Origin of the sequence: Nocardioides ochotonae (genome assembly GCF_011420305.2) — a bacterium.
GTDB classification, from domain to species: Bacteria; Actinomycetota; Actinomycetes; order Propionibacteriales; family Nocardioidaceae; genus Nocardioides; species Nocardioides ochotonae.
The window spans coordinates 1,666,007-1,679,452 of sequence record NZ_CP061769.1; the positions used below are offsets into that span (position 1 = coordinate 1,666,007).

7 protein-coding genes are annotated in these 13,446 nt (G+C 64.8%); 5 read left to right on the top strand and 2 right to left on the bottom strand.

Annotation, left to right across the window (positions count from 1 at the left end; all coding sequences use genetic code 11):
* The first annotated feature begins 220 nt into the window (after positions 1 to 220).
* The 4 genes from HBO46_RS08090 (at position 221) to HBO46_RS08105 (ending at position 11,289) form a co-directional block, all read left to right on the top strand.
* Positions 221 to 3,355 (top strand): helicase-related protein, encoded by a 3,135-nt coding sequence (locus HBO46_RS08090; protein WP_224769443.1) that lies wholly within the window; start codon positions 221 to 223, stop codon positions 3,353 to 3,355.
* Positions 3,356 to 3,486: 131 nt separating this feature from the next.
* Positions 3,487 to 6,249 carry a DUF1156 domain-containing protein gene (locus HBO46_RS08095; protein ID WP_166139836.1) on the top strand — a complete coding sequence of 921 codons (2,763 nt, stop codon included), beginning with the start codon at positions 3,487 to 3,489 and terminating at the stop codon, positions 6,247 to 6,249.
* Complete coding sequence (locus HBO46_RS08100; RefSeq protein ID WP_166139837.1) at positions 6,249 to 7,925, top strand: DUF262 domain-containing protein; 1,677 nt, start codon at positions 6,249 to 6,251, stop codon at positions 7,923 to 7,925. The genes HBO46_RS08095 and HBO46_RS08100 overlap by 1 nt, the downstream gene beginning before the upstream one ends.
* 1 nt (position 7,926) lies before the next feature.
* A complete protein-coding gene (locus HBO46_RS08105) occupies positions 7,927 to 11,289 on the top strand; it encodes a Swt1 family HEPN domain-containing protein (protein ID WP_166139838.1) in 3,363 nt (1,120 codons plus the stop codon).
* 50 nt (positions 11,290 to 11,339) lie between these two features.
* Here HBO46_RS08105 and HBO46_RS08110 read toward each other — a convergent pair whose 3' ends face one another.
* A complete protein-coding gene (locus HBO46_RS08110; protein ID WP_166139839.1) occupies positions 11,340 to 11,681 on the bottom strand; it encodes a hypothetical protein in 342 nt (113 codons plus the stop codon).
* 36 nt (positions 11,682 to 11,717) lie between these two features.
* Positions 11,718 to 12,617: an HNH endonuclease gene (locus HBO46_RS08115; RefSeq protein ID WP_166139840.1), complete on the bottom strand. Its 900-nt coding sequence runs from the start codon at positions 12,615 to 12,617 to the stop codon at positions 11,718 to 11,720.
* A gap of 117 nt (positions 12,618 to 12,734) precedes the next feature.
* On the opposite strand from HBO46_RS08115, the gene HBO46_RS08120 reads away from it, so the two are divergent.
* A complete protein-coding gene (locus tag HBO46_RS08120; RefSeq protein WP_166139841.1) occupies positions 12,735 to 13,427 on the top strand; it encodes a hypothetical protein in 693 nt (230 codons plus the stop codon).
* Positions 13,428 to 13,446 lie beyond the last annotated feature (19 nt).

A 13,446-nucleotide genomic window follows, 5' to 3' on the forward strand; every position in this document is an offset into this window, starting at 1 on the left:
CGTCATCACGGTGATCGCCGCGCAGTGGCACGGCACGGACGCCCTCGAGCTGACCTACAAGAACGCCTCGGGTGGGCTCGGCCAGCAGGTCGTGTTTCGCAAGGATCAGGACAAGCTCTCGATCGCACAGAGCGGCAGCCGTGCCTTCGACGCCACTGCGAGCGACTTCAAGCTGGTCGCCGAGGCCCAGCGGATCTCCCTCGCGGGGCTCTTCGACCCGATGCTCGCCGTGGCCACGAGCGACGTGCAGCCGCTACCGCACCAGATCCGTGCGGTGTACGGAGAGCTGCTGCCCCGCACGCCCCTGCGCTTCCTGCTCGCCGACGATCCCGGTGCCGGCAAGACGATCATGGCCGGCCTCTATATCAAAGAGCTGTTGCTCCGCGACGACGTGAAGCAGTGCCTGATCATCGCGCCCGGCGGCCTGGTCGAGCAGTGGCAGGACGAACTCTTCTTCAAGTTCGGCCTTCGGTTCGACCTGCTCACCAACCAGCTCATCGACGCTCAGGTCAACTTCAACGTCTTCGAGACCAACCCGCTGCTGATCGCGCGGATGGATCAGCTCTCCCGCAACGAACAGCTCCAGGCCCAGCTCAAGGAGACCGAGTGGGACCTGATCATCGTCGACGAGGCCCACCGCATGGGCGCTCACTACTTCGGCGGCGAGCTCCGCAAGACCAAGCGCTTCCTGCTCGGCGAGATGCTCGGCGAGATCACCCGACACCTGCTCCTGATGACCGCGACTCCTCATTCGGGCAAGGAGGACGACTTCCAGGCCTTCTTGACTCTGCTCGACCGTGACCGGTTCGAGGGCAAGCAGAAGAAGAGCGCCGACGTCACCGGCATCATGCGCCGCATGGTCAAGGAAGACCTCCTGACCTTCGAGGGCAAGAAGCTCTTCCCTGAGCGCATCGCCGAGACGGTGCCGTACGAGTTGACCGCGCTGGAACACGACCTGTACGAGGACGTCACCCACTACGTCCGTGAGGGGATGAACCGCGCCGAACGGCTGGGCGGCAAGCGCAAGAACACCGTCGGGTTCGCGCTCACCGTCCTCCAGCGCCGGCTCGCGTCCAGCCCCGAGGCGATCTACAAGAGCCTCGTACGACGTACCGAGCGACTGGAGCGCAAGAAGCAGGAGATCCTCAACGGCACCTACCGCGAGGTCGAGCCCGACATTGACCTGGGCGACATCGACGACGATGAGTTCAATGCCGAAGAGATCGAGGCGGCCGAGGAGGAACTGCTCGACGCAGCCACGGCCTCCCGGACGGTCGAGGAGCTCAACGCCGAGCTCATCGAGCTCGGCGACCTCGTCAAGACGGCGCGGCGGGTGCGTGAAGCCGGGACCGACCGCAAGTGGACCGAGCTGTCGACCATCCTGCAGGACCACGCACTCGTCACCGATGCCAATGGCTTGCCGCGGAAGTTCATCATCTTCACCGAGCACCGGGACACCCTCGACTACCTCCAGACCAAGATCGGTTCACTCCTCGGCAAGCCGGATGCGGTCCGCGCCATCCACGGCGGCGTACGCCGTGCAGAGCGACGGCAGATCACCGAAGAGTTCACCAAGAACCGCGACTGCCAGATCCTCTTGGCCACCGATGCCGCGGGCGAAGGTCTCAACCTCCAGGCAGCGCACCTGATGGTCAACTACGACCTTCCTTGGAACCCCAACCGCATCGAGCAGCGCTTCGGGCGAGTCCACCGCATCGGCCAGGAGGAGGTCTGCCGCCTCTGGAACCTCGTCGCCTCCAACACGCGCGAAGGCGAGGTCTTCACCCGTCTGCTGGAGAAGCTCGACCAGATGCGTGAGACCTACGGCGGCAAGGTCTTCGACGTTCTCGGGGAGGCGTTCACCGAGACGCCGCTGCGCAACCTGCTCCTGGATGCCATCCAGTACGGCGAGCGGGCCGACGTGAAGGCGAAGATGCATGAGGTCATCGACGCCTCAGTGGGCGATGGCCTCAAGGACCTGCTCGACGAGCGCGCCCTCGCCTCCGATCACCTCGCTGATGCCGACCTGCACGCGCTCCGAGCCGCGATGGACGAGGCCCGAGCGCGGCGCCTCCAGCCGCACTACATCGAACTCGCCTTCAAGGCAGCCTTCGCCAAGCTCGGCGGACGCATCGTCAAGCGCGAACAGGGCCGCTACGAGATCGCCAACGTGCCGCAGCACATCCGCTCAGCTGGCACGGGCCCGATCGCCACCAAGTACGACCGGGTCACCTTCGACCTCAGCCACGTGCAGCCCGACGGCCTCACTCGTGCAGACCTGCTTGCGCCCGGCCATCCGCTCCACGACGCCGTCATGAGCGAGGCCATTCGCAACTTCGGCGGGGCGCTCAACAAGGGCACGGTCCTCGTCTCGGCCACTCTGGAGGAGCCGCAGCTCCTCGTCGGCGTCGTTGAGGAGGTCGCCGACGCGACCGGCGAGTCCGTGGCAAGGCGGTTCGGGTACGCGTACGTCGACAGTTTCGGCACCGTCAGCCCCGCTGGGCCGGCGCCGTACCTGGACTGCGTGGGCGCCCCGGAAGGTCCGGCAACGGATGCCGCGAGGCGCTTGGGCTGGCTGGGTGACGCGGAGGACAAGGCGACGAGCTGGATCATCGCCAATCAGTTGCCCGAGTACCTCGGCGAGGTGCAGCCGCGCCGGCTGAACGAGCTGACCAAGGCGCGCGACCTCGTCACCAAGCGCCTGAGCGCCGAGAGCGAGCGGCTCCTGCTCGACGCAGCCGTCGCGTCGGAGAAGGAGCAGAAGGGCGAGAAGCCGAAGGAGTCCTCTGACAGCCTGAACCGCAAGGCTGTCGAACTCGACTCGCGTCTCGGCAAGCGCCTCGCGTTGTTGGACCAGCAGCAGCTCATGTCGACCAAGCCACCGCACATCGTCACCGCGGCACTGGTGCTACCCATCGGCATGCTTGAGGGCGAGATCCCGGCGAGTGCGCCGATCCACGCGAAGGAGACCAAGGCAGTCGAACGTCGCGGCGTCGACCTGGTCCTCGCCCGCGAGCGCGAGCTGGGCCGCAGGCCGGTCGAGCAGGCGTTCAACAACAAGGGCTTCGACATCCTGTCCACCGACGCCAACGGCGACACCTACCGGATCGAGGTCAAGGCGCGCATCGAGGGCGCCAAGGACTTCTTCGTGACCCACAACGAGGTCATGACCGGCAAGAACGCGGTCCCGCGCTACCGCCTCGCCCTGGTCAGGGTCGACCCGCGAGGAGCGCCATACGATGATGTCCGCTACCTCGGCGACCCGTTCGCGACGACCGACCTCGGCGACTTCGAGGCAACGGGCATCCGGGGCGACTGGGCCAAGACCTGGGCTAAGGGCGCTGCCCCCTTCTGATGCGGGCCGGCACCATTCACTCCCCGTTCCATCCAAAGCGTCGGGCCCCAACGGTAAGTTCATACACACAAACACGCGCCGCATCGGCGGTGAGGTTCGCCCGTCATCGGGCATGAAGGGTCGAGGAACTAGTGCACAAGCGCAAGCTGATCGAGGTGGCTCTGCCGCTGGAGGCAATCAACCGAGAGTCTGCTCGGGAGAAGTCCATCCGGCACGGTCACCCGTCGACCCTGCACATGTGGTGGGCTCGGCGTCCGTTGGCTGCTGCTCGCGCTGTTCTGTTCGCCCAGCTCGTCGATGACCCAGGCTCGCTATCGGAGGAGTTCCCAACCGAGGAACTTCAGCGCATGGAGCGCGAGAGGCTCCACGACATCATCAAGCGTTTGGTCGTGTGGGAGAACGTTCGCGACGAGAAACTCCTCGCCGAAGCGCACGCGGAGATCGTGAAATCAGCACCGGACGGTCAGCCACCCGCAATCCTCGACCCCTTCGCAGGTGGCGGCACCATCCCGCTTGAAGCCCAACGCCTCGGTCTCGCAGCGCACGCCTCCGATCTCAACCCGGTGGCCGTACTCATCAACAAGGCTCTCATCGAACTCCCGCCCAAGTTCAAGGACCAGACGCCGATTTTTCCCGGTCTCGCGGACTCGCAGATTCGGGCTTGGAAAGGGGCCGAGGGTCTCGCCGCGGACGTGCGAGCCTACGGCGGTTGGATACGCGACGAAGCCGAGAAGAGGATCGGCCACCTTTACCCGAGGGCAGACGGCAAAACCGTCATCGCCTGGATCTGGGCGCGGACGGTCACCTGTCCCAACCCTGCGTGCGGCATCGAGATGCCGCTGGTGCGGTCTTGGTGGCTTGGCAAGAAGAAAGGCAAGGAGGCGTATGTTGTCCCAGAAGTCGTGCCAGACGACACTGCACGCAGCGGTCGGCGCGTTCGTTTCGAGATTGGCCACAACCCCTCAGAGGGGCCGAACTCGGATTCTGACGGCACAGTGGCGCGGACCGCGGCGACATGCATTGCTTGCCAGGGTCCTGTCCCGCTTCGATATGTTCGTGCCGAAGGGCAGGGCGGCCGCCTCGGCGCTGCGCTGATGGCCGTTGTTGCAGAGGGCAATCGCCAACGCGTTCACTTTGCTCCGACCGAGGAACATCGGCGAGCAGCAGACGTTGCACTTCCAGACTCGGTTCCGGTTGGGTCTTTGCCGCCGCACGGTCTGCAACCCGCCAACCCCCAAACCATTCGGATTTATGGTTTCAACGAGTGGTCCGATCTTTTCACCAGCCGTCAATTGATAGCTTTGACAACGTTCAGCGACTTGGTGATTGAGGCTCGTGAGCGAGTGAAGTCTGACGGCGGGACCCAGGCATACGCGGATGCCGTGGCCACCTATCTCGGGTTCGTTCAGAGCAAAATGACCAACCTTTCCTCGTCTATCACGACGTGGATGAGTGATCGCGGAGCGTTCCGTGAGACCTTCGCCAGGCAGGCGCTTCCGATGACATGGGATTACGCCGAGGCCAATGTGTTATCAAACTCTGGCGGTGGCTGGCTGACTTTTCTCGACAAGGAAGTCAAGGTTATTGAAGCCCTGATGCCGGGTGGGCATGTAGATGTCGCTCAGGCCGACGCGGCTAGCAGGAGCTTCTCCAACCTCCTGATTAGTACCGACCCGCCCTACTACGACAACATTGGCTACTCGGACCTTTCTGACTTCTTTTACATCTGGCTCCGCCGTTCGCTCCGCGATGTTCACCCTGCGCTGTTGAGCACCATGCTGGTGCCTAAGGCAGAAGAACTCGTCGCGAATCCGCACCGTCACAACGGCAAGGCGGGAGCGAAGGAATTTTTCGAGGATGGCTTCCAAAAGGTCTTCGCCCACGCACGCCAGGACGCACGGGAGGACTACCCCATAACGGTCTGGTACGCCTTCAAACAGTCCGACTCAGATGAGGCGGGCGAGGCATCGACCGGCTGGGAGACTTTGCTCGAAGGGATGATTCGATCTGGGTGGGAGATCACCGCAACCTGGCCCATGCGAACCGAGGGTTCAGGGAGGCTGCTGGCCAAGGACACCAACGCGCTTGCCTCATCAATCGTCCTGTCGCTACGACCGCGACCTGGGGGTTCGCTCACGACCGACAGGCGAGGCTTCCTCGCGGCGCTTGAGGCTGAACTTCCGGACGCTCTTCGTAAACTTCAGCAAGGCATGATCGCACCCGTCGACCTGCCGCAGGCTGCCATTGGACCTGGAATGGCTGTGTTCAGCCGATTTGGCGCAGTTCTTGAGCCTGACGGGTCCAAGATGACCGTCCGTGCGGCCCTCTCACGAATCAACGAGATCCTTGACCAGGTGCTGAACGAACAGGAGGGCGACTTCGACGCGACGTCGCGCTTCGCGATCGCCTGGTACCGGCAGCACGGTTACGGCGCGGGGAAGTTCGGCGACGCGGACAACCTCGCGCGCGCTCGCAATACCAGCTTGAACGTTATGGATCGGGACGAGATCCTGACAAGTCGCGCCGGGGCAGTGCAGCTCATCAAGCCCGCCGATCTTCCGTGGGACTACGACGTCCTCAAGGACAGTCACACCAGCAACTGGGAAGCCCTGCACCACCTGATCAAGGTGCTGGAACGCGATGGCATCGCGCCTGCCGGAGCCTTTCTCCAGGCAGCCCTTGGCCGCCCTGACGGTGCCATTGACCCGGACCTCGTCAAAGAGCTGGCGCACCTCCTGTTCCGAATCGCCGAGGGCAACGGGTGGACGAAGGACGCGCTGAGCTTCAACAACCTCGTCACCAGCTGGCCAGAGATCCTGGAGACGGCTCGTAGCGTCAAGAAGGCTGGAGCCGAGCAGGCCGCGTTCGACTTCGATGGGGGAGACGATTACTGATGAAGCTGCTGGATGCGGGCGAGGTACAGGTCGGGAAGGTGTTCTCCGCGGAGTACGACTTCACGATCCCGGACTATCAGCGGCCCTACGCCTGGGGCAAGGACCAAACCCTCCAACTCCTCGATGACCTCAAGGACGCTCTCGCGAGCACAAACGACGAGCCCTACTTCCTCGGCTCCATCGTCCTGGTCAAGCAGAAGGGCAGCCCGGCCGCCGAGGTGATTGACGGACAGCAGCGACTGACCACCCTCACCATTCTCTGCGCGGTGCTGCGCGACCTCACGGGGAAGGCGGCTTTGCGCTCTGACATTCACAAGTTCATAGAGGAACCGGAGGTGGTCTGGGACGACAAGCCGGCACGCCCTCGTCTGCGGCTGCGCGCGCGGGACGCCGCCTTCTTCCGCGATCACGTCCAGACCGCTGGCGCCATCGGTGGCCTCCTCAAGCTTCCCACACAGGCGCTCGGGACCGACGCTCAGAAAGCGATCCGCGACAACGCTGCGCATCTCCACAGCGCGCTTGAGGGCTGGAGCGAGGACGAGCGAACGGCGTTGTTCAAGATGCTCGGCGGTCGGACGTACCTGGTGGTCGTCAGCACGCCTGACCTGACCAGCGCGTTCCGAATCTTCAGTGTCATGAACTCCCGCGGACTGCCGCTGACCGCGCCCGACATCTTCAAGTCCATGGTGATTGGAGACATCTCCGAGGACGACCGTTCGCCGTACGCCAATAAGTGGGAACAGGAGGAGCAGGACCTCGGGCGTGACGGCTTCGCGGAGCTATTCGGCCATGTCCGGATGATCTACGCGAAGGAGCGCGCAAGGAAGGAGTTACTGCAGGAGTTCGACGAGCAGGTGCTGAGCGGCTACCTGCCGGGGAAGGGCCAGGCGTTCGTGGACGACGTACTGATCCCCTACTCCGACGCCTACGAGCACCTCATCACCCAGAACCTGCCGGCCGCTGGCGGATGGGGCGCCGTCAACAACTGGCTCGCGCGGCTTACCCAGCTCGACAACAACGACTGGCGTCCGCCTGCGCTCTGGGCGATGCGCCACCACGCCAGCGACGCGGAGTTCCTGACCGATTTCCTGCGTCGCCTCGAGCGGCTCGCCGCGAGTCTGCTCATCCGGCGGACCTACTCGACGCCACGAACCACGCGCTACGGCGACCTGCTCAAGCAGCTCGAAGCCGGGGACGGTCTCGACGCGTCCGCCTTCGAGCTCAGCAGCGATGAAAAGGAGGCCACCCGGTCTCGGCTCGACGGCGACATCTACCTGGTCAACCCCGTCCGCAAGTACGTTCTGCTGCGGCTCGACGAGCTTCTGGCCAATCAGCCGGGGGTGAGCTATCAGCACAAGATGATCACCGTCGAGCATGTGCTGCCCCAGAACCCGAAGCCCGACAGTGAGTGGGTCGCCAACTTCACTGAAGAGGAGCGGGCGAAGTGGACCCACCGGCTCGGAAACCTCGCATTACTGAACCGCGCCAAGAACAGCGAGGCCCAGCGTTATGACTTCGACAAGAAGAAGGCGAAGTACTTCACGACCGCCAACGGCGTGGCGATCTTCGCGCTGACCACTCAAGTACTCGGACAGGACGCTTGGACGCCGAGCATCGTCCAAGCACGTCACGAGGAACTCCTCGGGCGGCTCGTCAAGGAATGGGAGCTCGACTGACATGGCACTCAGTAACCGCGACCGCATCGATCGCATGTTCCAGGTGCTAGCGCCTGCGCTGGACGACTTCATCTCCACGACTGTGGGTCAGGGGGATCCGTCGCTGGGTGCCGTGTGGACCAAGCTCGTCCAAGCGAAGGACAGCAAGAACGGTGCATCTCCGGCGAAGACATATGACGCTCTCGACCCGCAGGTGCAGTTCAGGATCCTCACCGAAGGCAACATCACCGCCGGTTTCAAGGCGGGGTGGTACCCCTTCAACCAGGCAATTGGCCGCACCGGCGAGACGTTCGCCAGTGAGCTACGCGAGGTCCGCAACGAGTGGGCGCACAACAAGACCTTCACTGACGACGACGCCTACCGCGCCCTCGACACCGGTGAACGGCTGCTCAAGCTGATCGGCGCAGCCAAGGAGGCTGGCGAAGTCCGCGCCATCCGGTTGAACCTGCGTCGGGTCACCGCAGACAAGGACGACAAGAAGGTTCTCAAAGCGGCCGTCGACAACCCCGAAGCTGCGGGCCTTCGCCCCTGGCGCGAGGTGCTCCAGCCGCACGACGACGTCGCCACCGGCAACTTCCACGCCTCCGAGTTCGCTGCCGACCTCTATAAGGTCGCCACTGGGGGAGAGGTTGACGCTGACTACGCCGACCCGGTCGAGTTCTTCCGACGCACTTATCTGACCGAGGGTCTGCGTGACCTCATCGGCCGAGCCGTCCGTCGCCTCGCGGGCGATGACAATGTCTCGCCAGTCATCAACCTGCAGACCAACTTCGGTGGCGGCAAGACCCACTCGATGCTGTCGCTGTGGCACGTCGCCGCTGGCCTTCCGGTCGGCAACTTCCCTCAGGAGACCCAGGAACTCCTGACGGCCAATGGCTACTCGGCCAGCAAGGTCAACCGGGTCGCCATCGTCGGAAACCACTTCAGTCCGTCCGGCGTGACCAAGGACGATGGCACCCAGGTCAACACCATCTGGGGCGAACTCGCCTGGCAGCTCGGCGGTTCCGAGGGCTTCGCGGTCGTGGCGAAGTCCGATAGAGACCGGACGCATCCGGGCGATGCTCTCCACGAGTTGCTCGCGAAGTACGCGCCCGCCGTCATCCTTATCGACGAGTGGGTCGCCTACGCGCGCTCGCTCGTGGGTCGGGACGACCTTGCTGGTGGCACGTTCGACGACCAGTTCACCTTCGCCCAGGCACTCACCGAGGCTGTCAAGGGCACCAGGGGCGTCCTGCTCGCGATCTCGATCCCCGCGTCGGAGACCGGAGATGCGAACGACAAGATCGCAGTCGGCAACGCCGAGGAGGTCGGCGGTCAGAATGGCCTCGAAGCGCTCAAGCGCCTCCAGAACGTCGTTCGCCGCGTCGCCGACCAATGGCGCCCTGCGTCATCGGACGAGGCATATCACATCGTCAAGCAACGGCTTTTCAAGGAGCCCGACGCCGCAGCGCTCGCGGCGATCGGTGCCACCGCCCGCGCGTACGTCGAGATGTATCGCAAGTTCACCGACGATTTCCCCCGGGATGCGCGCGACGGGGCTTACGAGGAACGGATCAGGCGGACCTACCCGATCCACCCCGAACTGTTCGACACCCTCTACGAGGAGTGGTCGTCGCTGGAACGCTTCCAGAGGACCCGCGGCGTCCTGCGGCTGATGAGCACGGTCATCCACGCACTCTGGATGGGCGAAGACCAGTCGCCAATGATCATGCCTGGATCGATCCCCCTCGCTACGGCGAACGTGAACTCCGAGCTGACGCAGTACCTCCAGGACTCGTGGAAGGCGATCATCGACGCCGACGTCGACGGCCCGAATTCCGAGCCGGCGCGCATCGACAAGGCGAAGCCGCTTTTTGGCCAACGAGCGCTGACCAAGCGGCTCGCGCGCACCGTCTTCTTCGGTGCTGCGCCGACGATCGCGCCTGGCTCAGTGCACAAGGGCATCGGCACGCAGCGGGTGTTTCTCGGCACCGCGATCCCCGGTGACGTCCCCGGCAACTTTTACTCCGCGCTCACCCAGCTCGGCGACCGGGCGACGTACTTCTACTCGGGCTCTGGCAAATATTGGTACGACGTCCAGCCCAACATCACCCGCACCGCCAAGGACCAGGCCGAGCGCCTTCACAAGGAGGATGTCTGGGCTGAGATCGTCCGACGACTCGAGGACCAGGGTCGCAAGCGCGGTGACTTCGCGGGCGTGCATGTGTGCCCCGAGTCCAACGCCGACATCCCCGATACCGACGAAGCCCGCCTCGTCATCCTGCACCCCAAGGTTGCGCACAAGCGCGGCGCAGAGTCGGCGGCCAAGGAGTTCGCTCACAAGGCGACTGAGCACCGCGGGAGCTCCAACCGAACGCATCGGAACGCGCTCGTCTACCTGGCGGCCGACGAGGCGCGCCTCGAAGAACTGGACAACGCAACTCGCGATTACCTCGGCTGGAAGCACGTCTTGTCGAACGAGGCCGACCTCGACCTCACGCAGAACCAGAAGAACCAGGCGTCGCAGCGGGCGGCACAGGCCGACCAGACGGTCACATCACGCCTGCTCCAGACGTTCACGTGGGCGTTGGTTCCCGCCCAGCCGGACCCTGGCGCGCCGTTCGTCATCCGGGAGACAAAGGTCGAAGGGCAGTCCGATTCGCTTGCGGACCGGGTGTCCCGACGACTCGGGAACGACGGCGACCTATCCACGCGCCAGGCGGCGGCGACGATCCGGCTCGCCATCGGCAAGGTCCCGCAGATCTGGAAGAACGGTCACGTCTCGCTGGGCTCGCTCTGGGGGCTCTACTCGCAGTACCCCTACATGCCGCGCCTGCGCGACCGGTCCGTCCTCGACGCAGGCATCTTCGACCTGCCGATGATTTGGCAGACGGACGCCTTCGCGCTTGCAGCTGGCTTCGACGAGGCGGCTGGTCGGTACATCGGGCTCTGGACTCCTGAGGACAAGGAGAGCGCGCCAATCCCCACCGATTCGCTCCTTCTGGTCCGTCCGGACGTTGCGCAGAAGCAGCGCTCTGACGAGCCTGGGCCGGCGCCCATCCCAGGGCCTGATGAGCCCGGGGCGGGCCAGGGTCCGTCGCCTTCTCCTCAGCCCGGCCCGGGCGCGTCGCCGAAGGTCGACATCGTTTGGCCGACTCGCTATTACGGTGTCAAGACGCTCAACTCCGACAAGATCGCGCTGGATTTCAGGAACGTCGCTGACGAGGTGCTCGCGCACCTGCGGTCCGGAGAGACCACGAACGTCACTGTGCGCATCGAGATCGAAGCCACGGACTCCGAGGGGTTCAACGAGAGTCGCGTACGCACGGTCTCGGAGAACGCCCGCACCTTGAAGTTCGACCAGTCTGGCTTCGAGGAGAGCTGAGGCGATCCCGCCCGGTGCAGAGGGGTGCATGCGACTTACCGGGATCATCGTCACCAACCACAACCGTCTGGAGGTCCGCGAGCGCCTGTGCTCGTCGGACCGAACGACGTCGAGAGGTCTTCCTGCGTTGCCTTGACCGGTGGCGATTGTGGGGCCAGCCCGGAGGCCTGCATCGCGGCGGCGAGCCCGAACGCGGAGGCGATGACGACGATGAACTCGATGTCGACCGTCCGCCGCGCCTCCAGGGGCGACAGGACGCGCGAGACGTCGAGGAGGATGGCGGCCCCAAGCGGCCCCTCGAGGATGGGGACGGTCTCCGTCGCGGCGAGCTCGGCGACGCCCAGCAGCAGCGGCGGGCCTCCATGGGAGCCCGCGCCTGACCGGGCGTCCATAATCAAGGTCGTGCCGGTGGATGCAGCGTTAATCCGCTAGCGCGCCAGCAGATCGTTGATGGCGGCTGCGGTCGACGCGGCGGCCTCGGCCACCTGGAGGCGCAACTCCTCGAGTAATGCCCGGACCCGGTCGGTGTCAGACTCCGTGAGTCCGTCCGTCAGCGGGGCGTACCCGTGGTGGATCATGTGCCCCTCGATCGTCGCGATCCGTGCGGCGGCGTCCGCGCGATCCGGCAGGGCGCGGAGGAAGTCGTCGTACCGTTGGTTGCCCTTTGTCGCGTTGCATTCATGGCACGCGGGGACCAGGTTGCCGAGCCGGTGCTCGCCGAGCTCGCTGATGTTGATCGGAACTGCGTGGTCCATGACCAGTTGTCGTGGGCTGCCGCAGTAGGCGCACCGATTGAGGAAGCGGTGCTTGACCGTGAGCCAGTCCTTCGCCGTGAAGGACCCCGCCCCGAGTCGGCCGAGAACGCTGCGTACGGCGGAGTTCTGCGCATTCCCGATCGCGTGCTGCTTGTACTTCGCGCCAGCCTTGGTCCCAGGCTCCGTCACCGTTGGAATCTGGTTGAGCTCGGCCTCGATGGCCGCGGGAGTGATGCCGATCGGGGTGAGGCCCTTGTCCTCGAGGTAGAAGATGAAGCCGGGCCGGCTCCTCTCGAACCAGTCGTTGGTGACGCGGAGATCCTGGTCGAGAACCCGCCGCACCTGAACCCAGTAGCGGTCCTTCTTGTTCGGGTCCGTCGCCCTGATGTACTCGGCTGCTGCAGGTGCGGCGAACAAGGCGAAGTGCACGCCGAAGACCTCCCTGCAGTAGTCCCTGTCGGCGAGCTTGATGATCTCTTCCGGGTCGACCTGCTCGCAGTACTCGATGATTTGGGGAAGATTGAGTTGAACCAGTTGGCCGAGCTTCGGCTCCTCCGGCCGGGGCATCTCCATGTTGTTCTCCTCGGGGGTCGGGGCGAGTCAACCTCGCGACAGCCCGAAGGTAGCGGCCCGGCCTCCGAACGCGCGGTTAACCGGATAACCCTGCCGCAGGCCGTCTATCGTTCGCCCATGGAGCCTCTCTACGACGGGCGGGTCAGCCTCAAGATCGACCAGACGATCCGCGGTACGTGGGCGTTGCCGAAGCACGAGATGGTGGGCGTCGGCCGGCTGGACGAGATGGGGATCCACGTTCCGAACTCCTGGGCACCGTCGCGCTTGTGCCGGTTCATCCCGTACGAAATGGGTTGGCTGGTCCAGCTCGGGCGAGCGCAGGGCCGGATCGACAACAAGTACCTCGGGGCGATGGTGTTTCCCCGCCGTTCGGTGATCGCGCTCCAAGCGGGCCGGACCCTGCTCTCCTTCCCCGAGCTCGACAAGCAGGTTCGGCTCGTCGTGGTCATCGGTGCCGGCGCGTCCGACGGCCATTCGGTTGCCCAGGACGGCGCCGCGCACGTAGGCGCGGTGCGCCGGACGTCGTACGCCGTCGACCGGGTGGAGCTCAGCCCGAAGCAGCGGAGGTACGCCGCGGTTGCCTTCGAACACCTGCTCAAGCGCACGGCGGTGCCGAAGAACATCGTTGCCGTGGCGGCGGAGAAACTGGGTGACAGCCCGGGCAACGTGAACATGACCCTCGCCCGGATCAGGAACGAGGTCAACAAGGAGCGGTGGCTCAACCTGGAGACGACGGACCATCTTGGCACCTACCTCGTGCTCCTGAGCCGCAACATCACCTGGGAGGACCTGCCGCCGGAGCTCCAGTGAGCCGGGACCCGCTGATCAT

What these genes read in the sequence shown, in the direction of transcription:
- HBO46_RS08100 (WP_166139837.1), top strand. Translation starts at nt 6,249, where the DNA reads ATGAAGCTGCTGGATGCGGGCGAGGTACAGGTCGGGAAGGTGTTCTCC.
- HBO46_RS08105 (WP_166139838.1), top strand. Translation starts at nt 7,927, where the DNA reads ATGGCACTCAGTAACCGCGACCGCATCGATCGCATGTTCCAGGTGCTA.
- HBO46_RS08110 (WP_166139839.1), bottom strand. Translation starts at nt 11,681, where the DNA reads ATGGACGCCCGGTCAGGCGCGGGCTCCCATGGAGGCCCGCCGCTGCTG.
- HBO46_RS08115 (WP_166139840.1), bottom strand. Translation starts at nt 12,617, where the DNA reads ATGGAGATGCCCCGGCCGGAGGAGCCGAAGCTCGGCCAACTGGTTCAA.
- HBO46_RS08090 (WP_224769443.1), top strand. Translation starts at nt 221, where the DNA reads ATGCTCGCCGTGGCCACGAGCGACGTGCAGCCGCTACCGCACCAGATC.
- HBO46_RS08120 (WP_166139841.1), top strand. Translation starts at nt 12,735, where the DNA reads ATGGAGCCTCTCTACGACGGGCGGGTCAGCCTCAAGATCGACCAGACG.